The sequence below is a fragment of the Mesorhizobium ciceri biovar biserrulae genome, from assembly GCF_001618845.1.
Classification (GTDB): Bacteria; Pseudomonadota; Alphaproteobacteria; order Rhizobiales; family Rhizobiaceae; genus Mesorhizobium; species Mesorhizobium ciceri.
In genome coordinates this window covers 3460351-3483430 of record NZ_CP015064.1, presented here as the reverse complement: position 1 = coordinate 3483430, position 23080 = coordinate 3460351, and the positions used below count along the sequence as shown (strand labels likewise).

The 23080-nt window shown below is 63.5% G+C and carries 23 protein-coding genes and 1 pseudogene; 12 read left to right on the top strand and 12 right to left on the bottom strand.

What is annotated here, in order from left to right:
* Window positions 1-12: 12 nt before the first annotated feature.
* From A4R29_RS16270 to A4R29_RS16260, 3 genes are all read right to left on the bottom strand, one after another.
* Window positions 13-1026, bottom strand: a complete 1014-nt coding sequence (locus tag A4R29_RS16270; RefSeq protein WP_338039660.1) for an energy transducer TonB family protein — start codon at window positions 1024-1026, stop codon at window positions 13-15.
* A gap of 91 nt (window positions 1027-1117) precedes the next feature.
* Window positions 1118-1561 carry a hypothetical protein gene (locus A4R29_RS16265; RefSeq protein WP_063172345.1) on the bottom strand — a complete coding sequence of 148 codons (444 nt, stop codon included), beginning with the start codon at window positions 1559-1561 and terminating at the stop codon, window positions 1118-1120.
* 5 nt (window positions 1562-1566) lie between these two features.
* Window positions 1567-3765 (bottom strand): TonB-dependent hemoglobin/transferrin/lactoferrin family receptor, encoded by a 2199-nt coding sequence (locus A4R29_RS16260; protein ID WP_082827423.1) that lies wholly within the window; start codon window positions 3763-3765, stop codon window positions 1567-1569.
* A 198-nt stretch (window positions 3766-3963) separates the two neighbouring features.
* Between A4R29_RS16260 and hemP the strand changes: the two genes are divergently transcribed.
* Genes hemP through A4R29_RS16235 form a run of 5 tightly spaced genes read left to right on the top strand, consistent with a single transcriptional unit; the run spans window position 3964 to window position 8082 of the window.
* Window positions 3964-4170, top strand: a complete 207-nt coding sequence (gene hemP, locus A4R29_RS16255; RefSeq protein ID WP_063172343.1) for a hemin uptake protein HemP — start codon at window positions 3964-3966, stop codon at window positions 4168-4170.
* A gap of 23 nt (window positions 4171-4193) precedes the next feature.
* On the top strand, window positions 4194-5255 hold the full coding sequence (locus tag A4R29_RS16250) for a hemin-degrading factor (RefSeq protein WP_063172342.1): 1062 nt from the start codon (window positions 4194-4196) through the stop codon (window positions 5253-5255).
* Between the two features lie 11 nt (window positions 5256-5266).
* A complete protein-coding gene (locus tag A4R29_RS16245; RefSeq protein ID WP_063172341.1) occupies window positions 5267-6175 on the top strand; it encodes a heme/hemin ABC transporter substrate-binding protein in 909 nt (302 codons plus the stop codon).
* An 11-nt stretch (window positions 6176-6186) separates the two neighbouring features.
* Window positions 6187-7284 carry a FecCD family ABC transporter permease gene (locus A4R29_RS16240; RefSeq protein ID WP_063172340.1) on the top strand — a complete coding sequence of 366 codons (1098 nt, stop codon included), beginning with the start codon at window positions 6187-6189 and terminating at the stop codon, window positions 7282-7284.
* Between the two features lie 6 nt (window positions 7285-7290).
* Window positions 7291-8082 (top strand): heme ABC transporter ATP-binding protein, encoded by a 792-nt coding sequence (locus A4R29_RS16235; RefSeq protein ID WP_024503815.1) that lies wholly within the window; start codon window positions 7291-7293, stop codon window positions 8080-8082.
* A 123-nt stretch (window positions 8083-8205) separates the two neighbouring features.
* On the opposite strand, the gene rirA is transcribed toward A4R29_RS16235, so the two are convergent.
* On the bottom strand, window positions 8206-8670 hold the full coding sequence (gene rirA / locus A4R29_RS16230; protein WP_013531245.1) for an iron-responsive transcriptional regulator RirA: 465 nt from the start codon (window positions 8668-8670) through the stop codon (window positions 8206-8208).
* A gap of 276 nt (window positions 8671-8946) precedes the next feature.
* Here rirA and A4R29_RS16225 point away from each other — a divergent pair, with 276 nt between their 5' ends.
* The 3 genes from A4R29_RS16225 to A4R29_RS16215 all read left to right on the top strand — a co-directional run bounded on the left by A4R29_RS16225 (window position 8947) and on the right by A4R29_RS16215 (window position 11470).
* Window positions 8947-10242, top strand: coding sequence for a DUF445 domain-containing protein (locus A4R29_RS16225; RefSeq protein WP_063172339.1), 1296 nt, complete (start codon window positions 8947-8949; stop codon window positions 10240-10242).
* Between the two features lie 111 nt (window positions 10243-10353).
* Complete coding sequence (locus tag A4R29_RS16220; RefSeq protein ID WP_024503818.1) at window positions 10354-10782, top strand: phasin family protein; 429 nt, start codon at window positions 10354-10356, stop codon at window positions 10780-10782.
* A gap of 190 nt (window positions 10783-10972) precedes the next feature.
* On the top strand, window positions 10973-11470 hold the full coding sequence (locus A4R29_RS16215; protein ID WP_013531248.1) for a MaoC family dehydratase: 498 nt from the start codon (window positions 10973-10975) through the stop codon (window positions 11468-11470).
* 38 nt (window positions 11471-11508) lie between these two features.
* Here the strand turns inward: A4R29_RS16215 and A4R29_RS16210 are convergent, their stop codons facing one another.
* Complete coding sequence (locus A4R29_RS16210) at window positions 11509-12963, bottom strand: MFS transporter (protein WP_063172338.1); 1455 nt, start codon at window positions 12961-12963, stop codon at window positions 11509-11511.
* 128 nt (window positions 12964-13091) lie between these two features.
* On the opposite strand from A4R29_RS16210, the gene A4R29_RS16205 reads away from it, so the two are divergent.
* On the top strand, window positions 13092-13985 hold the full coding sequence (locus tag A4R29_RS16205) for a LysR family transcriptional regulator (protein ID WP_063170254.1): 894 nt from the start codon (window positions 13092-13094) through the stop codon (window positions 13983-13985).
* 49 nt (window positions 13986-14034) lie between these two features.
* Here the strand turns inward: A4R29_RS16205 and cml are convergent.
* Window positions 14035-15182, bottom strand: a pseudogene (gene cml, locus A4R29_RS16200) (CmlA/FloR family chloramphenicol efflux MFS transporter).
* Between cml and A4R29_RS35060 the strand changes: the two are divergent.
* Entirely contained in the window at window positions 15139-15285 is a 147-nt protein-coding gene (locus A4R29_RS35060) for a hypothetical protein (protein WP_244506988.1), read from the top strand. The pseudogene cml and the gene A4R29_RS35060 sit on opposite strands and share 44 nt — an antisense overlap.
* A gap of 179 nt (window positions 15286-15464) precedes the next feature.
* On the opposite strand, the gene A4R29_RS16195 is transcribed toward A4R29_RS35060, so the two are convergent.
* Entirely contained in the window at window positions 15465-16868 is a 1404-nt protein-coding gene (locus A4R29_RS16195; protein WP_063172337.1) for an aminotransferase-like domain-containing protein, read from the bottom strand.
* A 104-nt stretch (window positions 16869-16972) separates the two neighbouring features.
* Between A4R29_RS16195 and A4R29_RS16190 the strand changes: the two genes are divergently transcribed.
* On the top strand, window positions 16973-17863 hold the full coding sequence (locus A4R29_RS16190; RefSeq protein ID WP_024503822.1) for a DMT family transporter: 891 nt from the start codon (window positions 16973-16975) through the stop codon (window positions 17861-17863).
* Between the two features lie 18 nt (window positions 17864-17881).
* On the opposite strand, the gene A4R29_RS16185 is transcribed toward A4R29_RS16190, so the two are convergent.
* The 4 genes from A4R29_RS16185 to A4R29_RS16170 form a co-directional block, all read right to left on the bottom strand.
* A complete protein-coding gene (locus A4R29_RS16185; RefSeq protein WP_027160451.1) occupies window positions 17882-18922 on the bottom strand; it encodes a zinc-dependent alcohol dehydrogenase family protein in 1041 nt (346 codons plus the stop codon).
* Window positions 18923-19014: 92 nt separating this feature from the next.
* The gene (locus tag A4R29_RS16180; RefSeq protein WP_063172336.1) at window positions 19015-19494 is read right to left on the bottom strand and encodes a DUF4262 domain-containing protein; all 480 of its coding nucleotides are present in this window, start codon (window positions 19492-19494) and stop codon (window positions 19015-19017) included.
* The gene (maiA, locus tag A4R29_RS16175; protein ID WP_063172335.1) at window positions 19484-20134 is read right to left on the bottom strand and encodes a maleylacetoacetate isomerase; all 651 of its coding nucleotides are present in this window, start codon (window positions 20132-20134) and stop codon (window positions 19484-19486) included. Before maiA ends, A4R29_RS16180 begins: the two co-directional genes overlap by 11 nt.
* Window positions 20135-20138: 4 nt before the next feature.
* The gene (locus tag A4R29_RS16170) at window positions 20139-20834 is read right to left on the bottom strand and encodes a fumarylacetoacetate hydrolase family protein (RefSeq protein WP_063173705.1); all 696 of its coding nucleotides are present in this window, start codon (window positions 20832-20834) and stop codon (window positions 20139-20141) included.
* Window positions 20835-21009: 175 nt separating this feature from the next.
* On the opposite strand from A4R29_RS16170, the gene A4R29_RS16165 reads away from it, so the two are divergent.
* A complete protein-coding gene (locus A4R29_RS16165; RefSeq protein ID WP_024503826.1) occupies window positions 21010-21693 on the top strand; it encodes a response regulator in 684 nt (227 codons plus the stop codon).
* Between the two features lie 35 nt (window positions 21694-21728).
* Here A4R29_RS16165 and A4R29_RS16160 read toward each other — a convergent pair whose 3' ends face one another.
* Entirely contained in the window at window positions 21729-23069 is a 1341-nt protein-coding gene (locus tag A4R29_RS16160) for a hybrid sensor histidine kinase/response regulator (protein ID WP_013531263.1), read from the bottom strand.
* Window positions 23070-23080 lie beyond the last annotated feature (11 nt).

Here is a 23080-nt window from a genome sequence, read left to right as displayed (position 1 = left end):
CGACAGAGGCCCTCAGAACGGACCGATTGCGCCGGTGAAGACAAGACTGTCGCCGACCTTTGGTGGAATGGGTGGGAAGGGTGCCGCCTTGCGCACGATGCCGAGCACGACCTGATCGAAGTTTGGCGATCCGGAGCTTTGCAGAATGCGCAGCTCGTCAATGCCGCCACGCCTGCCGATAACGAACGTCACAACGGCATTGTTGCGAGCGGTCAATTGCACCGAAGGCGGGACGCCGCGATTGACGCGGCTGAGCTTTCTGATGACGTCGCTGCGGTAGCTGTCTTCCGCTGCACTGCCAGCCTCTTTTTGTTTTTTACCCTTGCTGGCTGCCTGCGCCAGCAGGTCCTGGCCATCCGCCGTGCCGCGCTTTTCATCCGCCGTCTTTGAAGGGGCAGCTGGCGGACTGGGCCTCGCGCTGGGGATCGGCGGCTGTTCTGGAATGGCGACAGGCGTCTCGGTGCTCCTGGGCTGAACGGTCGGCTGTGCCGGCGCTTCGGTCTTGGGAGCCACGCTCTGATCATCGGGGCGAGGGGCGCCGGCCACCAGTATGTCCGGGGTGACCGCCTGCGGTTTGACAGGTTCCGGCAAAGACTTGAGCGGCGGCTTTGCCGCTTCCTCGGCAGGTTGGGAGGCCTCCGTTGGCTGCGACGGCTTGGGCGGTGTTGCCGGCTGTGGTTTGGCCGGTTGCGGGCTGGGCACCAGTGCAACGTTTATTGCCGTCGGGTCCTTGTCCAGCGCGCTGCCGACCACGTTGGTGCCCGACTGATCACTGCCTTCCGGCTGCTCGGCATTCTGGGAACTCGAAATCCCCGAAGGCGAGATCAGAAAAGCCGCCGCCACGGCGGCGTGGAGCGCGCAGGAGACGACGATCGCCGCCGTCCATTTGCGGTTCCAGGCCGACGGCCGCGGCAGCGCGAGCGGCTCGGTTGGCTCTATCGCCAGCTCGGCGCCGGCTTCGGGGAGGGGGCTGATATCCTGCATGTCTCGCCGCGAGACCTGCAGCGACAAGAGCAGAATTGTCAAATCAAGATCGTTCGCTCGCAGCGGCAGTCGGCAGTGGCCGGCATCTGGCCACGCCGCTTTGTTTTGCAGGAATGCGGGATGCAGTCCCACCTCAGACGCCGAAGGCGATACCGGTCTTGGTGTCTGTCTTCAGCTTTCGCATGCAGGCGTTCGGTTCGACGCCGGTACCGGTGCATTCGGTCGCGCTGTTGATCAGCACGCGGCTGACTTTCGAGCACTCGGTGCCGGCCAGATCGAAACGCGTCACCTTGGTTTTGCCCGCCGGCAATTCCTTGAAATCGAGCACGGTCAGCCGGTCGACGACGCCTGCCTCGTTGAACAAGGCGATCTCGAACGCAGCCTTGGACAGGTCGGCGCCGAGATTGTTGTTGACCACGAACGTCAGGCGGCAACCCTTGTCGGAAGGTTGCGCACCATTGAGTTCCAGGGTGAGCGCGGGGACCGGCGCGGACTCTTGCGCCCACGCCGGAACCATCGCAAGCGACATCGCCAACATCGAGGTCAGCAGACGAAGGGGTGTCGTCAAGCTCGTCATGGCAATCAGCCTCCAAACCGCATCGTTGCCGCCAGCTTCAGCGTTATGCCGGGCTCGTAGGCCGCGAAAACCGGCTGCGGCGGCTGGCCGGCCGTGGTCAGGTTGAGCGGGTTGGCGTATTTGACATCGAACAGATTGTCGGCGCGGAAATCAATCTTCAAATTGTCCGTCGCCTGGTAGCTGGCAAAGGCATTGACCAGCGTGTAGTCCTCGGCGATCGGATTGCCCTTGGGCTTGCCATTGTATTGCACTTCGCCGCCGACGGTCAGCTTGTCCTCGAGGAAGCGCAAGCCGAGCTGCGCGGTGACCTGGGATGATGGGATCGTGGCGAGATCCGCTTCCACACCCTTGTAGGAAATGGTGTGACCATTGGTGATTGAAGCCGAGAGCCCGGCATAGCCCCATCCGGCATCATAGACGCCCTCCAGTTCGAAGCCGTCGATCTTGGCCTTGGCAAAATTCTGGTACTGGAAGCATATCGGGATACCGGGTCCGCTCGGGCAACCGGCTGCCGGGTCAAACCGCGACAGGGTAACGCCATCGATGTAATCTTCGACATCATTGTTGAAATACGCTGCCTTGATGCGCAGCGCATCGCCGGCTTCGAGGATGTCGTTCTGCTTGTAGTTGATGCCGAATTCGACGGTCTTTCCAGTCTCCGGCCGCAGATTGGGGTTGGGCAGGAACGGGAAGGTGACGCCCGCCGGATGGCGACCGCTGATCAGTGTTTCCGACAGGGAGGGTGACCGGTATCCTTCAGCATAGGTGCCGTAGAATTGCAGGCCGGCAAGGCTGGCGCTGTCGAAAGGCGAGACGCCGACGGTGATGCGCGGCGACAACCGGTCCCCCGACGTTTCGTGTGTGTCATCCTTGAGGCTGTAATTGTCGTAACGCACCCCGGCAATGACTTCGAGCCACTGCCAGGTGAGCTTGTCCTGGACATAGGCGCCGGAGACGTTGCGCTTTCCGGAAGGCGTGTAGAAGCTGTCGCCGCCTGCGGTGCCGCCTGTCTTGACATTGTCGCCGGCCCAGTCGCCGCCATATGTCAGCTCGTGCGCGATTCCCGCGGTTTCGAATCTGGATGTGTTCCAGAGGTCGATGCTGGTCGTGCCGATGTCGAATGTCGACGTCGAGCCAGCCGGCAAGACAACGGGAAGGCCGGTGACCGGATCAAAGCGGTTTTGCGGGACAAGGCTGGTCAGATCGAGGTTGGTCTTGTTGTAGGAGGTGTTGATGTGGAGATCGAGCCAGCTCTTGTCCTCATCCGTGATGTTGTAGCGCGCCGTGAAGGTGTTCGACTTCAGGTCGACGTCATTGACCGGCGCACCGCCGCTGATCTCGTTCCAGCCATCGCTTGAGCCGACCCAGCCGAGCTTCAGTTCGCTGTTGTCGGTCGGGCGTATGCTGGTCTTGAGCAGTCCGCTCAGCACGTCGAAGCCGGTGCCCTTGACGGTGTCGCCGCCGCCATCCTTGTAGTCGTCATAGTCGCGGTAGACGATGTTGCCCAGCACGTCCCAATTCTCGTTAATGCGGTAGGCGCCGGATGCACTTGTGGTCCAGCCCTTGCCGTTGCTCTCATAGCGTCCCGTGACGGAACCGGCCCATGTCTCGTCAGGCTTGAGGAAATCCTCGGCATCCTTGGTGTCGAAGAAGACGACGCCGCCGATGGCGCCCGAGCCGTAGGTGTTGGCTACAGGACCACGGATAACATCCACGGATTTGACGAGTTCGGGGTCGATGTAGAAGGTCGACTGCGTGCCGTGGTCGGAGCGCTGGAAATTCTGTCGTGCGCCGTCGACGATGACTGCGACGCGACCGAAATCCTGCAGGCCGCGGATGTTGATGCTGGTGCTGACGCGCCTGGCGTCGGCCTGCGCCGCGACACCGGGCACGCCGAGCAGCATCTCATTGGGCGTCGTCGCCATGCGGCGGTCGAGCTGTTCCTGGCCGACATGGCTGGCCGATGCCAGCGATTCGATCGCCGTCTCGCCGGTGCGGCTGATGACGAGGATCTTGTCGAGCAGCGTTGCTCCCGCTGGTGCTGCCTTTTCCTCTTCAGCCTTCTTCGTTTGATCTGTCGGCTGCGCCGCCTGCTGGGCGTTGGCCAGTTGCGCCGATAAGGCAATCGCCGCCACACTTGCCAGCAATGCCGCCGCGCCGTTCGCCGCCGACCGGCCGCGCCATTCCCAAGTCACAAACCCCATGCCCCAACTCCAAAGTCCAGGTTTGATGCTGGCTGGCCCGGGGCTGGCTGGCATTTTTGATCGTCGCTGGCGTCTTAAATGTTGACTCATTTAATCCGGTATTGCGCTGACTAGTAAACATGATTATTCAAGTCAAGAAATGAATCGGATTACGCAACGCCTAGCCAGACGCCCGGCACAGGAAAGGGATCCATCCAGATGAACACCCACAATCCCAACGATTTTCGCTATCGCGTCCGCCGTTCCGACGATGCCTCCCCCCGTTTCGACCGGGTTCCGCTGGCGGTACGAACCCTTTCCAGCAACACCCTGTTCCAGGGCGAGCACGAGATAGGCATCGAGCATCACGGTGCACTCTACCGGCTGAAGATCACCCGCCAGGGCAAGCTCATTCTCAACAAGTAAGACAAGGCAACAGGGACCGAGATATGGATCAGCGCGTAAAATCCGCCCCGCATGAAATCCGGCGGGCACGGACAGACAATCCGAAGACGCGCGAGCGTGATCTGGCTGCCCATCTCGGCATTTCGGAAGCCGAACTGGTCGCGGCGCATTGCGGGGACGGCGTCGTCCGCATCGAGCCGCGCGTCAACGATCTTCTGACCGGCCTCGAGGCCGTCGGCGAGGTCATGGCGCTGACCCGCAATGAAAGCGCGGTGCACGAGAAGATCGGCGTCTATGACAAGGTCGTCACTGGCACCCACAATGCCATGGTGCTTGGCGAAAACATCGACTTGCGCATCTTCCCGAAGGTCTGGGCACACGGCTTTGCCGTCGAGAAGCGCGACGGCGACGAAATCCGCCGCAGTCTCCAGTTCTTCGATGCGGCAGGCGAGGCCGTGCACAAGGTGCATCTGCGGCCGGCCTCCAGCCTCTATGCCTATCAGAAGCTGGTCGCCGCGCTCGAATCGTCCAACCAGGAACCGACGGTCGACATCTCGGGGCCACTCCCCGATGACGAGATCCATGGCGACGAAGCGGCCGCCAATCTCGACGATCTGCGTGACCGCTGGAGCCGGCTGACCGACGTGCACCAGTTCTTTGGTATGCTGAAGACGCTGAAACTAAGCCGCCGGCAGGCGGTGCGCCTGGTTGGGCAGGACTATGCCTGGCAGCTCGACAATGAGGCGGTCCGGGCCATGTTTCATCATGCCGCGGAGGGCGAGATGCCGATCATGTGCTTTGTGGGAAACCGCGGCTGCATCCAGATCCATTCCGGTCCGATCAAGTCGATCAAGCCGATGGGACCATGGATCAACGTGCTGGACGAAACCTTCCACCTGCATCTGCGCACCGACCACATCCACGAGGTCTGGGCCGTGCGCAAGCCGACCAAGGACGGTCATGTCACCTCGCTCGAGGTCTATGACGCCGACGGCAAGATGATCATCCAGTTCTTCGGCAAGCGTCATGAAGGCGAAAGCGAGCGGGACGACTGGCGCTTCCTGGCGGAAAACCTGCTGCGCATCCCAAGCCCGACCGCAGCCTGAGAAAAAATGCTATGAGTGTTTTCCCAAGATTGTCGGCTGTGCGCGAATTTATTTTGGGGCCGGTGATCGGTCTCTCCATGGCTGCTATCGCACTGCAACCCGCCAGCGCCGCGGATGGCACGGCCGTGTTTGCCGATCCTTCAAAGATCGTGGCCATTGGCGGCTCGATCACCGAGATCGTCTATGCTCTCGGCCAGGAAAAGCATCTGGTGGCACGCGATTCCACCAGCCGGTTCCCAAAGGCGGCGCTTGAGCTGCCCGATGTCGGCTATATGCGCGCGCTGTCGCCGGAGGGTGTGCTGTCGGTCGACCCGACCGGCATCCTGGCGCTGCATGGCAGCGGCCCCAAGGAAGCAGTCGATGTCTTGAAGAAGACGAGCGTGCCGTTCATCGAGGTGCCCGAGCACTACAGCCACGAAGGCATTCTCGAGAAGGTCCGCATCGTCGGCAAGGCGCTCGGCGTCGACGCCAAGGCCGAGGTGCTGGCCAAGGAGCTCGATACCAAGCTCACGGCCGCCGAGAAGCAGACGGCTTCGATCAAGGAGCGCAAGCGCATCCTGTTCGTGCTGTCGATACAGGGTGGCAAGATTCTGGCGGCCGGCAGCGAGACCGCCGCCGACGGCATGGTCAAGCTGGCCGGCGGCGTCAACGCGGTCGAGGGCTTTTCCGGCTACAAGCAGATGTCCGACGAGGCGATCATAACCGCCAGGCCTGACGTGATCCTGATGATGAGCAATGCCGGGCCTACGGTTTCGGACAACGAACTGTTCGGCAATCCGTCGATCGCCTCCACGCCGGCCGGAACGGTGCACAAGCTGATCCGCATCGACGGCGCCTATCTGCTCGGCTTCGGGCCGCGCACGGCTGATGCCATCCACGACCTCGCTGTCTCGCTTTATGGCGGGCAGGTCACGGACTGAGCAGGCAGATCATGGTCGATCAATCGATCGCCGGCCCGGTGATGGCAAGCGTATCCGAAGGCGACCGGTCGGGCCGCGCCCGCATCGTCATCCTTCTGCTGTGCCTGGGGCTCGCGGCTGCCGTTTTTCTGTCGCTGACATCGGGGGCTTCGGACGCATCGGTCGCCAACGTCATCGGGGGCCGGCTGTTCGGCGCAGTGCCTGACGACGCCGCGTTGAGCGCCCGCGACAGCCTGATCGTCTATGACATCCGCCTGCCGCGCGTCATCCTCGGCATGCTGGTCGGCGCGGCGCTCGCCGTCTCCGGCGCGGTCATGCAGGGGCTGTTCCGCAATCCGCTGGCTGACCCCGGCCTGATCGGCGTCTCGGCCGGCTCCAGCCTCGGCGCGGTTGCCGTCATCGTGCTCGGCGCGACGATATTGGCTCCGGTGACAGTCTTGCTCGGCACGCTTGCCCTGCCGCTGGCGGCCTTCTGTGGCGGGCTCGCCACCACGCTGATGCTCTATCAGGTCGCGACGCGGCGGGGGCAAACCTCGGTTGCCACAATGCTGCTCGCCGGCATCGCGCTGGCGGCGCTCGCCATGGCGCTGACCGGCATCCTTATCTTCATGGCCGACGATCGCCAGTTGCGCGACCTGACCTTCTGGCAACTCGGATCGCTCGGTGGTGCGACCTGGGCGAAGATCGCGTCGGTAGGGCCGATCATCGTCCTGGCGCTGGCGGCGATGCCGTTCCTGGCACGCGGCCTCAACGCGCTGGCGCTTGGCGAGGCGACCGCCGGCCATCTCGGCATTCCGGTGCAGCGGCTGAAATACACGGCCATCGTCGGCGTCTCCGCCGCGGTCGGCGCATCCGTCGCCGTCAGCGGCGGCATCGGCTTCGTCGGCATCGTGGTGCCGCATCTGCTGCGCCTGCTGATTGGTCCGGACAATCGCTATCTGCTGCCGGCGTCGGCGCTGCTCGGCGCCTCGCTGCTGCTTCTGGCCGATGCGGTCGCACGCACCATCGTTGCGCCGGCCGAACTGCCGATAGGCATCGTCACCGCGATAGCGGGCGCGCCGTTCTTCCTTTGGATCCTGCTGCGCAAGCGCGGCGTGGTTGATTTGTGAGGCTTGATGATCGAAGCAAAGGATGTTTCGGTTGATATCGCCGGCAAGCCTATCGTCAGTGGTGTCGATTTCCACGCGCGGCCCGGCGAGATCGCCGCCGTCGTCGGCCCCAATGGTTCGGGCAAGACGACCTTCCTCAAAGCGCTCTCCGGCGAGCTCGCCTATACCGGCCGCGTTGCCCTCAACGGCCGAGATCTCTCGACGATGAAGCCGGCCGAGGCAGCCGTCCATCGCGCGGTGCTGCCGCAGGCGACGACGCTGTCGTTCCCGTTCACCGTGCGGGAAGTGGTCAAGCTTGGTCTTGTCGGCGGCCGTTCGGGCGCCTTGCCGGGCGAGGATGCGCGGCTGCCGGAACGGGCGCTGGCGCGTGTCGATCTCGACGGCTTTGCCGGCCGTTTCTACCAGGAGCTTTCCGGCGGGGAGCAACAGCGCGTTCAGTTGGCGCGCGTGCTGTGCCAGGTCTGGGCGCCGGTGCTCGACGGCAAGCCGCGCTTTCTGTTCCTCGACGAGCCAGTGTCCAGCCTCGACATCAAGCACCAGCTGATCATCATGAACATTGCCCGCGACTTCGCCAGAAGGGGCGGTGGCGTGGTCGCCATCCTGCATGACCTCAATCTGACGGCCATGTATGCGGAGCGGATCTTCGTCATGCATCGCGGCCGGCTGGCCGCCGCCGGATCGCCGCGGGACGTGCTGAGCGATGATCTGATCGAGAAAGTGTTCGACTGCCGGCTCAGGGTCGGCGTGCTGCCGGCGGGCAATATGCCGTTCGTGCTGCCGCAGTCGGCGGTCTATTGATATTCAGGTGAGGCCGGGCCTGCGAATGGCGGTTTCCTGCGCTTCTCCCGCCAATTGTCGAAGTCGGCGCCGCCCCTCATTGCCCTGCCGGGCATTTCTCTCCGTAGAACGGGGAGAAATACGCTAGGCAGCCGGGGCGCGGCGCTCCATCAGCATGTCGATGCCGAGCAGGTTGCGTACATTCGGCCGCGCCGCTACCAGATCGGCGATCGTATAGCGGGCGAGCACTGCGAAAAACGCATTCAGGGCCTCGCGCAGCGCCGAGTTCAGCGCGCAGCTGTCGACGAGCGGGCATTCGGCGGCATCGTTCTCGAAGCATTCGGCCATGGCGAAGCTCTCTTCCGTCACGCGCACGACATCGAACAGGCTGATGGCTTCGGCCGCCCGGCCAAGCTTGACGCCGCCATTCCTGCCACGCACGGTCTGGACGAGGCCGTGCTCGACCAGCGGCTGCAGGATCTTGAACAGGAAAAGCTCCGACACAGAATAGGCGGCCGCGATCTCGGGAATACGGCTCAATCGGTCGTCATTTGCCGCGCAATACATCAAGATGCGCATGGCATAGTTGGTCTGGCGCGTAAGCCGCATATTGTCCTCACAAGGCACTGGGGCGGTGCAACCCACGCCAGATCTGGAAATTTTGCTGATGCGGCTTTGACCCGAAATTCCGGATTCGCCACATTGGCCCAAGCGGAATATGGCCTATACCTTGGAATAATTCCAGACTAGCTTGGCGCGATAGATGAATTTTCTCCTCAACTTTGTGTGCGCAGCCGGGCAAGATGCCGGGCGAAACCGGCTGTCGCGGGTATTTCGGCCGTCGGAACACTAGATAGGCTGAGATCGACGAGGAGCGGCTCACCCATGTCACAATCGGCTTCGCCCTTGACGCCGGTCCGTTTCGATGCCGAAGCGGATGCCAAGCTTTCCGCGTTGCGGCGGACGAAATTCCTCGCGGCGGCCGCGCTGGCGCTTTGCGTACTGGTGTTTGCGCTCGCCAAATCGTTCGAGCACATCCATGCGTGGCTCGGCTTCGTCGCTGCCTTTGCCGAGGCGGCGACCATCGGCGGCCTCGCCGACTGGTACGCGGTGGTGGCGCTGTTTCGAAGGCCGCTGGGGCTGCCGATCCCGCACACCGCCATTATCCCCGAGAACCAGAACCGCATCGCCGACAATCTCGGCCGCTTCATCGAGGTCAACTTTCTGGCGCCCGAACCGGTGCGTGAAAAGCTTGCCGAGGTCGATTTTTCGGCGCTGGTCGCCGATTGGCTGGCCGATACGGAGCGCGCCGCCGGCCTGTCGCGCTTCATCGTGCGGCTGGTGCCGCAGACGCTTGCGGCGATAGAGCAATCCGGCCTGCGCGGCTTCGTCACAAGCCGCATGCTCGAACAGATCGAAAAGGTGCCGCTGGCGCCGCTGGCCGCCGAACTGCTCTCGGCGCTTACCGATGATCGCCGCCATCAGAAATTGTTCGACGAATTCACCAAGGTGATCGGGCGGTTCCTCAATGACGAAAAAGCGCTGGCAACGATGCGCGAAAAAATCCGCGAGGAACTGCCGTCGCTGTTCAACCTGTTCCGCGCCGACGCCTATCTCCTGAAGAAGATCGTCGCCTCGGCGGGCTCGCTGCTCGACGAAGTGAGGGCCGATCCCGACCACCCGCTGCGCGCCGAATTCGACAGCTTCGCCCAAAGCTTCATCGATAAGCTGAGGACATCGAAACAATACGCCAAACGGGCCGAAAAGCTGAAGCGCGACTTCCTGGGCCGGCCGGAGGTCAAGGGATTGGCCGGCGACATGTGGGCAAGCCTCAGCCAGTTCATCGAGCAGGATGCCAAGGCGCCGAATTCGGTCATCCGTGCGCACCTCGCCAACATGTTCGTCGAGGTCGGCCGGCATCTTGCCGGCGATGCGCAGATCCGGGCCGACATGAACCAGGGGTTCGTGGTGGCGCTGGCGTCGTTCGTGGAGAGCCAGAAGGCCGGCGTGTCGACATTCATCGCCGACCAGGTCAAACGCTGGGACCTCGCGCAACTGACGCGGCTGATCGAGATGAACATCGGCCGGGACCTGCAGTACATCCGCTTCAACGGCATGATCATCGGCGGCCTCGCCGGTGTCGTGCTCTATGTGGCCGAGCGGCTGTTCCTCGTGAATTGATGCGCGGCCAGACTGGCGCTCATTCCTCCGCGTCCGAATGGACTCACGGCACGCGAGTGTTATTCTCCATCCGAGGGTGCCCGCATCCGCGGCAAAGGGGAGCAAACAAGCATGGCAAAACAACCGGAATCCGATTCCTTCATGGACATGTTCGGCAGGTTCGGCCGCGACCTGAAGGTGCCGAATGTCGATGTCGAGGCGATCCTTGCCCATCATCGCAAGAACCTCGAAGCGCTGGAGAAATCGGCACGAGCCGGTGCCGCCGGCGCCACCTCGCTGTTGTCCCGGCAGCGCGAGATGCTGCAGGATACGCTGCGCGAGGTCACCGATATGGCGCAAAGCTACAGGGCGCCGGGCAATCCGCAGGAACTGATGGCCAAACAGACGGAGTTTGCCAGAAAGTCCTTCGAGGCCGCGTTGAAAAATGCCGGCGAAGTGGCTGAACTGGTCAAGAAATCCGGTGCCGAATCGGTCGACATCCTGCGCACCCGCATCAAGGAGGCGATGGAGGAAATCCGCGCCGGCTACGAGAAGAAGTAGCGGATGTGGCCGGGACCGGTTCATGGCTGCCGGCCGCCCTGAAGCCCGGAAAGCCCGAGTTGGCCTGCGACTGCGCCGGCGGCGTGGCACGATTGCGGCCGAAATCGACGGAACGGATTCGTGTAGAGCGAATTGACAGAGGCCGTCAGTTCGTGGTCCGGAGGCTCTGGAAGCGATCGGGAAACCAGGAATGAACGAAATACGGCCTAAAACGCCGCCTACCTACGAGCAGTTGAGGACGATGGCCGGGCTGGAACTCGGCGTGTCGGAGTGGACGACGGTCGACCAGAACCGCATCGATCAGTTCGCTGAATGCACCGGCGACCATCAATGGATTCATGTCGACCCTGAAAGGGCGCGGCGGCAAAGCCCGTTCCGCACGACGATCGCGCATGGCTATCTGACGCTGTCGATCATCGGCGCGCTGGCGCTCGGCATGGGCATCGTGCCCGAGAATACGCAGGCCGCCTTCAATTATGGCTTCGACAAAGTACGCTTCCTGGCGCCGGTCAGGGTCGGCGCCCGCATCAGACTGCGCATCACGCTGCTGTCCATGGAGGACAGGGGCCCGGGCCAGTATCTGATGAAGGCGGCCAACACGGTCGAGATCGAAGGCGAGGAAAAGCCTGCCTTGACGGCGGAAACGCTGGTCATGCTCTATGAACGCCGCAAGCGGGCAGGTGCCTGAGCCTGTTTGGAAATTCTACTCTCTGAGCGGTGTGCGCGTCACGAAGCCCTGGATTCTGCGCGGCCTGTGGCGCGGGCCGAGAGCAGTGCGAGGAACAGCGCAGCCAGCGCCAGCACCGTCGCCGTCTGAAAGGTGACCTGCATTCCCCGGGCGGCGGCCTCGGAACTCAGAAGACCAATGCCTTCGTGCCCTTCGGCCGATGCGACGGCGAATATGGCGCCCATCAACGAGGCGCCGGTGATGAGCCCGAGATTGCGCGAAAGGTTGAGCAGACCGGAGACGACGCCGCGCTGACCGGCGTCAACGCCAGTCATGACGGCTGCATTGTTCGACGTCTGGAACAGCGCGTAGCCGATGCAGGTGACGGTGATCGCAACGATATAGCCGGCAATGCCGAATCTGGTCATGGCGAGCGACAGCAGGAACGTGCCTGTCGTGAGGCTGAGCAGGCCTGCGACCATCATCCTATGAGCGCCGAAGCGGTCGGTCAGGCGTCCGGCGACCAGCGCCGACAAGGTCGAGACGAGCGGGCCGGTCGACAGCACCGCACCCACCATTGCAGCATCCAGCCCGAGCCCGCGCGACAGGTAGAACGGAGCCACCACCAGCGTCGCCATCATCACCGTGGCGACGACGAGGCTCATGGCGAGACTGGCACTCAGCTGGAGATCGCGGAAGCTGGCAAGCCGGATCAAGGGGTTTTTCACTCTCGCCTGCGCGGCGGCGAAAAGAAAAACGCCAGTTCCGGCGGCGATCAGCAGGCCGATGTTGAGCGTGCCGAAATTGCCTCTGCCCAGCGTCATCGCCAGCGCATAGGCGGCCAACGTCAGGGCCAGCAGGGCGGTGCCCACGACATCGAACGTGCCTCGGTCGAGCCGCGCGGTTTTATTGCGTGCCGGCAGGGCACGCCAGGCAAGAGCGAAGGTGAGCACTCCCAGCGGGACATTGACGAGGAAGATCGCCCGCCAGCCGAAGCCGGTGATCAAAAGGCCGCCGAGCGAGGGGCCAAGTGTCGTGCCGATCGCAGACATGGCGCCGAGCAGGCCCATGGCGCCGCCGATTCTGTCTTTGGTCACGGTTTCGGCGACGAAGGCCAGCGTCAGCGCCATCATCAGCGCTGCGCCAAGTCCCTGCACGGCGCGTGCGGCAATCAGCAGCCAGAGTGTCGGCGCCAGGCCGCAGAGCACCGATGCGGACGTGAACAGCGCGATGCCCCCAAGCAGCAACGGTCGGCGCCCGAACATGTCGGCCAGCCGGCCGGCGCTGACGATCAGTGTGGTGATGGCGAGGAGATAGGCCAGAACAACCCATTGCACGGCCTGGAACGTCGCGCCGAAATTCTGCATCAGCGACGGCAGCCCGACGCTGGCAATGCTGGTTCCCAGCGACGACAGCAGTGTGGCGAGCGACAGGCTTGCCAACGCCCAGCCGGCGGATTGCATCCGTGGCGGCGCCGATGTCAGCGCGTCCGGATTTTGCTCAGCGATTGCCACGGCGATCTCCTTCCATCAGTCCCACAACCGGAACTGCTGGAGATCTAGTTCCTTGGCCAATGTGGCGGAAGGCGCAGCATTTGCATCTCATTCGTGCGTTTGGCGCCATATCATGTCATGATCTGCCGATGACATCACCCGATCTCAACTTACTGTTCGCTCTCGACGTCCTGCTGACCGAAGGCAGCGTGGCGCGCGCCGCCAGCCGCCTACGCCTCAGCCCTTCGGCGATGAGCCGCACGCTGGCGCGACTGCGCCAGGCGACGGGCGATCCGCTGCTGGTTCGCGCCGGTCGAGGCCTTGTGGCTACGCCGCGTGCGGAAGAACTGCGACAGCAGGTAGGCCCTGTCGTCCAGGATGCGGAGGCGATCCTGCGCCCTGCCACCTTGCTCGATCTCCCGAACCTGGACAGGGTCTTCACGCTGCGCACCAATGAGAGCTTCGTCGAAGAGTTCGCACCTCGTCTCGTTGCCCGTATCCAGGCCGATGCGCCCGGCGTGCGGCTGCGCTTTGCACCGAAGTCCGACCGGGACGTCATGTCGCTGCGCGACGCGGCGATCGATCTGGACATAGGCGTCGCTGGCGAGACCGGCCCGGAGGTGCGCATCCAGGCGTTGCTTCGCGACCGCTTCATCGGCGCTGTGCGAACGGGCCATCCCTTGACCGAGGGCGCGGTGACGCCTGAGCGCTATGCCGCAGGCCGACACATCAGCGTTTCACGGCGTGGCCGCGAGAAAGGGCCGATCGACGAGGCTTTGAACCGGCTCGGGCTGCGGCGGACCGTCGTGTGCATGGTTTCCGGTTTCTCGGCAGCCCTTGCCATGGCCCGCACATCAGACCTGATCGCCAGCGTTCCGGAGCGGCATACCGAGGGCGCACGCGCCGGCATGCGCAGTTTTCCCCTGCCGGTTGCCACCGCGGAAGTCACTATCTCCATGCTCTGGCATCCGCGCCTCGATGCCGATCCGGCGCAACGCTGGTTGCGCGACTGTGTGCGGGAGGTGTGTGCGGCGTCGCGCTGACAACGATGAGAAGCCTGCGCCAACCGCCCAGGCTTCTCATCTGTCCAGTCTATTCGGTTTGGCGTTTCTGCAAATGCCTCAGTGCGCTTAGTGTGAGCGTCGCCATGACCGAACAGTAGGCGACCAGCGGCCACGCCGTGTCTCCGCCGAGCAGGACGACGAACAACGTGCCGAAGATGCCGACGACAAGGCTCTGGATGCAGAAGTAGAGTGCGACTGCGGTTCCCGCGACATCGCCAAACGCCTCGAGTGCACCGTTTGCGGTGACTGAGACAATGAAGACGATACCCACGGCAACGACCCACATCGGCAAGATAAATGTCGCGAAGGACGGCTGTGCGAACAGTTGCCCCACTGCCAATAGCGCCGCGCCGAACAGCAGCATCGCCATGCCCCTGATGGCACTGCCGGCGATGCCCCAGCTTGCAATGAACCTTCTGGCGAAGCGGGTGGTGACGATCATCACCAGCGCCGCGGTGGCGAAAGCTAGACTGAAGCCGAACTGTGAAAAACCGGCGCGATCCATGAGCACCCGTGGCGCAGTCGAAAAGAACACGAAGAAGGCGCCCATGGCGGCACTGAATGCAAGCGTGTAGGTCCAGAAGGCAAGACTGGAGAGAATGGGTCGAAGCGCCATTCGCCTGGTATCGCCATTCGAGGGGCGGGTTTCGTGCCATTTCGGCCATGCGTTGAGGGTAGCCGTCGTGGCCAGGACTCCGAGCGTCAGGAAGATCGCCCGCCAGCCGAAATTGTCGGCAATCAACGCACCGGCAACCGGCCCCAACGCCGGCACGAAAGCCAACATCGAGCTGAACAGGCCGTAAATGACGGCACTTTCGGGTCTTTGCGCATAGACGTCGCGAACCGTTGCGAAGGTTGCAACGAGAATGGCGGACGCACCAATGGCCTGCACGACGCGCAGGACGACGAAGACAGCGGCCAGCGAGGTGCTGGCGAGCAGAAGGAAGCGCCTGAAAACAAAAGCGCGCCACCGATCAGCACCGGGCGCCTGCCGATCCTGTCGGAAATCGGGCCGAAGACGACTTGGCCGAGCCCAAGACAGATCATGTAGAGGCTCAGCGTCAGCTGGATGACATCAGGCGATGTCTCGAGGATCCCCGGCATCGCCGGGACAATCGGGAGGTAGATGTCCATGGCCAGCGAGGCCAGGATGTCGAAGGGCGCCATCAGCACCATGGCTGCTGGCAGGGAAGTGGTCCATGTCGGGTTTTTTGGAAGAGGCATGATTGAACATCCGCTCAAATGGCTACATTTGGCGGCGATCTGCCGTTCTCACTGAAGATGGGAAATGACGGGCCGCCGCAACAACGAAGTGCTGTTGCGGCCTACTTGTCTGCTGACTTGCTGGTTCCCATAAACGCTATCCCGGAAAATGATGGCGCAGACATTCTCTCGAGTGCGCTCGCGTTTCCCTAGCAGCCGAAGGTTGCCCAGGCAACAGGATCAGCTTGATGCGCGTCAACGCGCCATCGCCGCCTCGAGCACCCTGAAAATCCGCTCGTCCGCGCATTGGGCAACGTTGAAGCGCAGGAAACGGCCAGCCGTTCCGGACAGGCTGAATGCGTTGCCGGGCGCCAGCACGATGTTGTCGGCCAGCGAGCGGCGGGCGACTTCGGCCGCATCGACGCCGTCCGGCAGGCTGCACCACAGGAAGAGGCCAGCCGGCTGGTCGATCCACGGCGTGATGCCGATCGCTTTCAGGTGGGCGGCCGTCTCGCCCATGGCGCGCGCAAGCTTCGCGCGCAGCAAATCCATGTGCTTGCGGTAGCTGCCGTCCTTCAGCAACGTCAGCACCAGTTCGGCCGCGAGCCGGCCGCCGCCGAAGGTCGTGGCGATCTTGAGGTCGGTCAGGGGCTCGATCCAGTCGCGCGGTGCGGCGATGAAGCCGCAGCGAACCGATGCCGACAGTGTCTTGGAGAAGCTGCCGATATGGACAACGCGGTTGAGACCATCGAACGCCGCCAGCCTGGGGGCGGGCGCATGTTCGAAATCGGCGAAGATGTCGTCCTCGACAATGGTCAATTGCGATTGATCGGCGAGTTTCAGCAGCCGGTGCGCGGTGACTGGCGACAGCACCGCGCCGGTCGGATTGTGGATGGCGGAATTGGTGATGTAGAGGCGTGGCCGATGCTCGGCCAACGCCTGCGCGAACAGATCGATATCCGGCCCCGACGGCGTGTAGGGAACGCTGACGACCTTAGCCCGGTGAGCGCGCAACAGGGCGTGGAAGTTGAAGTAGCAGGGGTCGTCGACCAGCACGGTGTCGCCGGGCTCGATCAAGAACCGGCACAGGAGGTCGACGGCCTGCGTGCCTGATTCCGTCAGCATGATCTGCTCGGGCGAGGCCTCGATGCCATGCCCGGCCATGCGCCGCGCCAGCAATTGCCGCAGCGGTGGCAGGCCGAGCGGCGTGCCGTAATCGGCCAGTGCGACATCGTCGGCACGCGCCACCGTGCGCAGCGCCCGGCGCAGCCCTGCCTGTGGCATCCATGAAGCGGGCAGCCAGCCACAGCCGGGCTTCAGCATGTCATCGCCGGCCTCCAGGGACTGTCGCGAGATCCAGAGCGGATCGACGGCGCGGTCGAGGCGGGGGCCGATTTCGGCCAGCGACAGCGGCGCCAGCGATCCGGCGGCATAGAAGCCGGAGCCCGGCCGCGAGCGGATCGCGCCTTCGGCGGCGAGCCGCTCATAGGCTTCGACCACGGTGGATTTGGACACTCGCATGGATTTGGCAAAGGCGCGGATCGACGGCAATTGCCCTCCCGGCGTCAGGCTGCGCGCCGCGATCCGCTGGCGGATCGTCGCCATGACGCCTTCGACCAGCGTACCGCCGCTCTCGCTTCCTGTAGTCTGCTTGTCCATCCGTACTGCTCTGCTGACCATGACAGTTTTGCATAATTGTACCGCACTGTCTCTGGCGATACTACCGGCTCCGCCTGATACGGAGCCGACAAACGGAGCATACGATGGACAAGACCGCGAGTGGCTGGATGAATGGATTCATCGGTGTGTTGATCTTCAGCGGCTCGCTGCCGGCGACGCGCGTGGCGGTCAGGGAATTCGATCCGACATTCCTGACCTCGGCCCGGGCGGCGATTGCCGGACTGCTTGGCCTTGCGCTCCTGCTCCTGTTTCGGCAGAAACGCCCGGAGCGCGGCGATCTGCTGTCGCTGGTGATCGTGGCACTTGGCGTGGTTGTCGGCTTTCCCTTGCTGACCGCGCTGGCGCTCGAGCACGTCACCACGGCCCATTCCATTATCTTCGTCGGCCTGCTGCCGCTGGCCACTGCGATATTCGGCGTGCTGCGCGGCGGCGATCGGCCGCGCCCGGCGTTCTGGTTGTTTTCATGCATAGGCAGTGCGCTGGTCGCGGGCTTTGCGCTGACGCAGGGCGTGACGGCCTCGCCGGTCGGCGACGGTCTGATGCTGGCTGCCATCATCGCCTGCGGCCTCGGCTATGCCGAGGGCGCCGCGCTGTCGCGCAGGCTCGGCGGCTGGCAAGTGATCTGCTGGGCGCTGGTGCTGTCGCTGCCGGTCATGCTGGTGCTGACGCTGATGACCATGCCGCCGTCGTTCGACGGCGTCGGCGTCAGTGCGTGGATGGGGCTTGCCTATGTCTCGCTGTTCAGCATGCTGATCGGCTTCGTGTTCTGGTATCGCGGCCTGGCGCAAGGCGGCATCGCCGCGGTCGGACAGTTGCAGCTGCTGCAGCCATTCTTCGGACTGGCACTGGCAGCGACGCTGCTGCACGAACAGGTCAGTTCGTTGATGGTGGTCGTCACGCTTGGCGTGGTGCTTTGCGTCGTAGGCGCCAAGCGATTCGCGAAGCAGGAATTGCCACGACGCGCGATCGCCTGACGACGGTGCCGTCCTCGCCTAAAACTTCGTCACCACCCCAATACCAATGCCCTCGAAGCCGCCCATCGCCATCAGGGCCGCAGGCGCCTCGTCGAGGCTGATCCTCTTGCCGACCAGCAGTTCGGGCTTCAGCTTGCCGTTGCGGATCATGTCCATCATCGCCTGGTAGCGGTAGGCCTGCATGCCGTGGCTGCCGAGGATTTCGAGCTCGAAGGCGATCACCTTGTCCATCGGCACCTGCGGCCGGGCATGCTCGCCCAGCATCAGGCCGACCTGCACATGGCGGCCGCGCCGGCGCAGATTGGATATCGAATTGAACGAGGTGGTGGGGTGGCCGAGCGCGTCCATCGACATATGCGCGCCGCCATTGGTGATCTGCTTGACCGCCTTGACCACGTTCGGCGTCGTAGATGCATTGATGGTGGCGACGGCGCCGATCTTTTTGGCGAAATCCAGTTTCTCGTCGGTGAGATCGATGGCGATGACATTGGCGCCCATGGCGCTGGCAATCATAATCGCCGACAGGCCGACGCCGCCGCAGCCATGCACCGCGACCCATTCGCCCGGCTTCACCCGGCCCTGGTCGACAATGGCTCGAAACGAAGTGACGAAGCGGCAGCCGAGGCTGGCGGCGGTGGCGAATTCCATCTCGTCGGGCAGGCGCACAAGATTGGTGTCGGCATGTTCGATGGCGACATATTCGGCAAACGAGCCCCAGCCGGTGAAGCCAGGCTGTGTCTGGTGCTCGCAGACCTGGTGATTGCCCGAATTACACTCGAAGCAGCGGCCGCAGCCGACGGCGAACGGCACTGTGACGCGCTCGCCGGCCTTCCAGCGTGTGACCTGCTTGCCCGCGGCGACGACGATGCCGGCAAGTTCATGGCCCGGCACGTGCGGCAGCGTGATGCCATCGTCATGACCCATCCAGCCATGCCAGTCGCTGCGGCACAGACCGGTCGCCTCGACCTTGATGACGACGCCATCGGCTGCCGGCTTCGGATCAGGAACGGTCTGGATCCTCGGCGCTTCGCCGAATTTCTCGAAGACGACGGCTTTCATCGATAACTCCAAATAATTTCACGGACCACGCGCATCGAAGCGCGAAGATAGCCGATTCCTTGGCGCGGCGAGTCCGAAATTGATGCCGTCGATCAGGCCTGGGACGCGGGAGCCGTGTCGAGCAGCGGCTGCCAGGCTCGGAACCAGTCGTCGGCCTCGGCGTCCCATGGCCAGATGCCTTCAGTCGTCGGAAAAATCAGCTGCACGACACGGAAATCCGGGCCGTCGTAGAACCAGAGATCCCAGCCGAAATGCTCGGGGTAGTGCTCGATATGAACAGCGTCGAACTGGCAGTCGAAGTCTTTGACGAAGCCGGACGTTCGCTGTCCTGGTTCGAAAACCTCGCCTGAGTGGACCCGTCTGCAATACTCGTTGATGATGGACTGCGAGATTTCAGGCTTCAGACCTATCACGACAAATTCTGGAGCCCCGAAATTGTGCTCGATACCGACTGAATAGGCGAAGGGCGCCAGGTCGCCTTCCTCCAGCACGTACAGGATATGGCAGCCATAGGCCTCGATGTCGGCAAGCGCCTTTACTTCCTCTGGATCGGTGGCTTCTCTATTCGGCATCGATCTGGTTCTGGGGCGCCGCTTTCTGGAAGGCCGGCAGCGCCATGCAGGCGGCGTTGATGCGCGCGATCGTCGGGTAGGGCGTCAGATCGACGCCAAAGCGGGCATTGCTGGCAATCTGTGCGGCGAGGCAGATGTCAGCCAGACCCGGCGCGTCGCCATGGCAGAATGTTCCGGTCTCCGCCGACAAGGCCAGGATCATTTCAAGCGGCTGAAAGCCCTCGTTCACCCAGTGGCGGAACCAGTTGACGACGTCCTCGTCGCCGGCGCCGAACAGCGTGCGCAGCGAGGTCAGCACGCGCAGATTGTTCACCGGGTGGATGTCGCAGGCGATCATCTGCGCCAGCATTCTGACCCGTGCCCGACCGGCCGCATCCCGTGGCAATAGCGGTGGTTCCGGGCTGGTCTCGTCGAGGAATTCGATGATCGCCAGCGATTGCGTCAGCAGCGTGCCGTCGCCGAGCACCAGCGCCGGCACCAGCCCTTGCGGATTGACCGCGAGATAGGCTGGTTCGAGGTGCTCGCCATGGCGCAAATGATGCGGGACGTAGTCGTAGCTCAGCCCCTTCATCTCCAGCGCGATCCGCACCCGATACGAGGTGGAGGAGCGGTAGTAGTTGTGCAGGACGAGTTCGCTCATGCGCTCACTTCGGCTGGCCGATGGTCACTTCGATGGTCCCGATGCCGTCGACGCCGCCGGTCATCGTGTCGCCGGGGCCAACCGCGCCGACGCCTGCTGGCGTACCGGTGAAGATCAGGTCGCCGGGCTCGAGCTCCATCGCCTCGCTGCAGATCGACACGATATCCGGTACCGGCCAGATCAGTTCGGCGAGGTCGGCATCCTGCCTGACCTTGCCGTTGACGGCGAGCCAGATGCGGCCCTTTTGCGGATGTCCGGATTTCGCCGCAGGGACCAGCGGGCCGCAAGGGGCGGAGCGGTCGAAGGCCTTCGACCAGTCCCAGGGCCGGGCAGCCTTTTTGGCCTCGTCCTGCAGGTCGCGGCGGGTGAGGTCGATGCCGACGCCGTAGCCCCAGACATGGTCCAGCGCCTTGTCGCGGGCAATGCGGAAGCCGGCTTTGCCGATCGCGGCCACCAGTTCGATCTCGTGGTGCAGATTGGCCGTCAGCGGCGGGTAGGGGATAGCGGTGCCGGAATCGACCACCGCGTCGGCCGGCTTGGTGAAGAAGAAGGGCGGATCACGCTCGTCATTGCCGAATTCGCGGGCATGCGCCGCGTAGTTGCGGCCGACGCAGTAGATACGGCGCACCGCAAAACGATCGGACGAGCCGGCAACGGCCACCGATGCGGTTGCGGGCAGGGGAAGGACGAATTCTGTCATCAAGGGTCTCTGCTTGGTTGCCGGAACATTCGACCGATTTGGGGGCCTGGACAAGGCGATTTGGTCGAGAAAGTGCCGGCGGCACTTTCCGCCGGAGATGGCGATATACTATTTGGCAATAATCTGGCCATGGTGGAGAGGTTATTCTAATCGCTCACGAACTGAAATGAACCCCATGACCGCAACCCACGATCGCGCCCGGTTCCTGATCATCGACGACCATCCGCTGTTTCGTGAGGCGCTGCACAGCGCCGTGCAGATGGCCTATCCGGAAGTCGACACGGTGGAGGCGCGCTCGATCACCGAGGCGCTCGATCTTCTGGCCGATGCCAAGCCGTTCGACCTCGCGCTTCTCGACCTCTCGATGCCCGACGTGCACGGTTTTGACGGCCTGCTGCAACTCCGGACCCGCTATCCGCGCCTGCCCGTGGTGATCGTCTCTGGTTACGAGGAGCCGAAGATCATTTCCGAAGCGCTGTCCTATGGCGCTGCCGGCTTCATCCCGAAATCGGCGCGCAAGAGCGACCTCGCCGCAGCCATCCGCTCGGTGATGGAAGGCGCGATCTATGTGCCGGAGACCTATGAAGGCCGGCCGCCGGATGCCGACAGCGCCGACCGCGCCGACATGGTGCAGCGCCTGTCGACACTGACGCCGCAACAGCTGCGCGTGCTGCAGATGCTGCGCCAGGGCCTGCTCAACAAGCAGATCGCCTATGAGCTGCAGGTGGGCGAGACCACGGTGAAGGCGCATGTGTCGGAAATCCTGCGCAAGCTCAATGTCTACAGCCGCACGCAAGCGGTGATCGAGGTGTCGAAGCTGGACAATGCGGAGCTGTTTCGCGATCAGGCCGGGTTTTGAGCTTTTACCCTGCCGTTCAAGGGGAGGGTATGAAGCTAAGCCAGCAAATGCGCCAGCAGCGCCCTTAGTTGGGCCGGCTTCAGTGGCTTGCGCATCAGTTCGATGCCGCCGGAGCGGGCGGCTTTGGCGACCGCTTCCGAACTGTCGGCGGTGACGATCAGCGCCGGCACGGCGCGGCCGAGATAGTCGCGGACTTCGGCGATGGTCGTGGTGCCGAGATCGCCGCCGTCGAGATGCTGGTCGGCAATGACGATGTCGGGCACCCAGTCGGTGTCGCCAAGCATGTCTAGCGCATCGTCGGTCGAGGTCGCGGCCCGCACCAGGCATTGCCAGCGTTCGAGGAGGAAGGTCATGGCCTGCAGCACTTCGATATCGTTCTCGACCAGCAGCACCTTGGTGCCGAACAGGCCATAGCCGCGCGGCCGTTCCATATCGGCAACGCTGGCGATGGCATCGGCTGGCGCACCGATGCCGACGGGTACATCGATGTGGAAGATCGTGCCGCGTCCGACCTTCGACGAGAATGTCACGGGATGGCCGAGCGCGCTGGCCATGCGGCGCACGATGGCGAGCCCGAGCCCGAGACCGCCACCGTCCAGTTCGGCATTGGCCGGCGAGGTGCCGCGGTGGAACTCCTCGAACACCGCCTCGCGCTGGTCGTCGGGAATGCCGCAGCCCGTGTCGGCGACGTCGATGCGGATGGTGTCGCCGCGATGCCTGGTGCCGACAAGCACGCCGCCCGAGCGTGTATAGCCCAGCGCGTTGGAGAGAATGTTCTGCAGGATACGGCGCAGCAGCGTGCGGTCGGAGCGGACCACGGCATGGACCGGCCGGAATTTCAGCGACAGGCCTTTCATCTCCGCCACCGGCAGGAAATCCGAGCGGAGCGACGAGAACAGCGCCTCCAGGCTGACGTCGCTTATGTCGGGCTGCACCACGCCGGCATCGAGCTTGGAGATGTCGAGCAGGGTTCGCAGCAGGTCCTCCATCGTCTCCAGCGAGCGCTCGACCTGCCGCACCAGTTTCTTGCCCTCGTCGCTGGTCTGAACTTCGGCGAGCGCCGAAACCGAAAGGTGGGCGGCATTCAGCGGCTGCAGCACGTCGTGACTGGCAGCGGCGAGGAAACGGGTTTTTGACAGGTTCGCCAGTTCGGCGTTTTCCTTGGCGGCACTGAGGTCAATGTTCGACTGCTCCAGCCGCCGCAAGGTCGAGTGAAGTTCCTCGGTACGTGTACGCACCCGGTTTTCCAGCGAGATCGTGGTCTGGAACAGCGAAAAGGCGTTGCCTTGCTGGTCCATCGAGCGCTCGACGCGGCTGACCAGTGCCGCGTTGATCTTCTTCAGCTTTTCAAGATCGTTTATGTCCCTCAGCGGCATCTCGTTGCGCC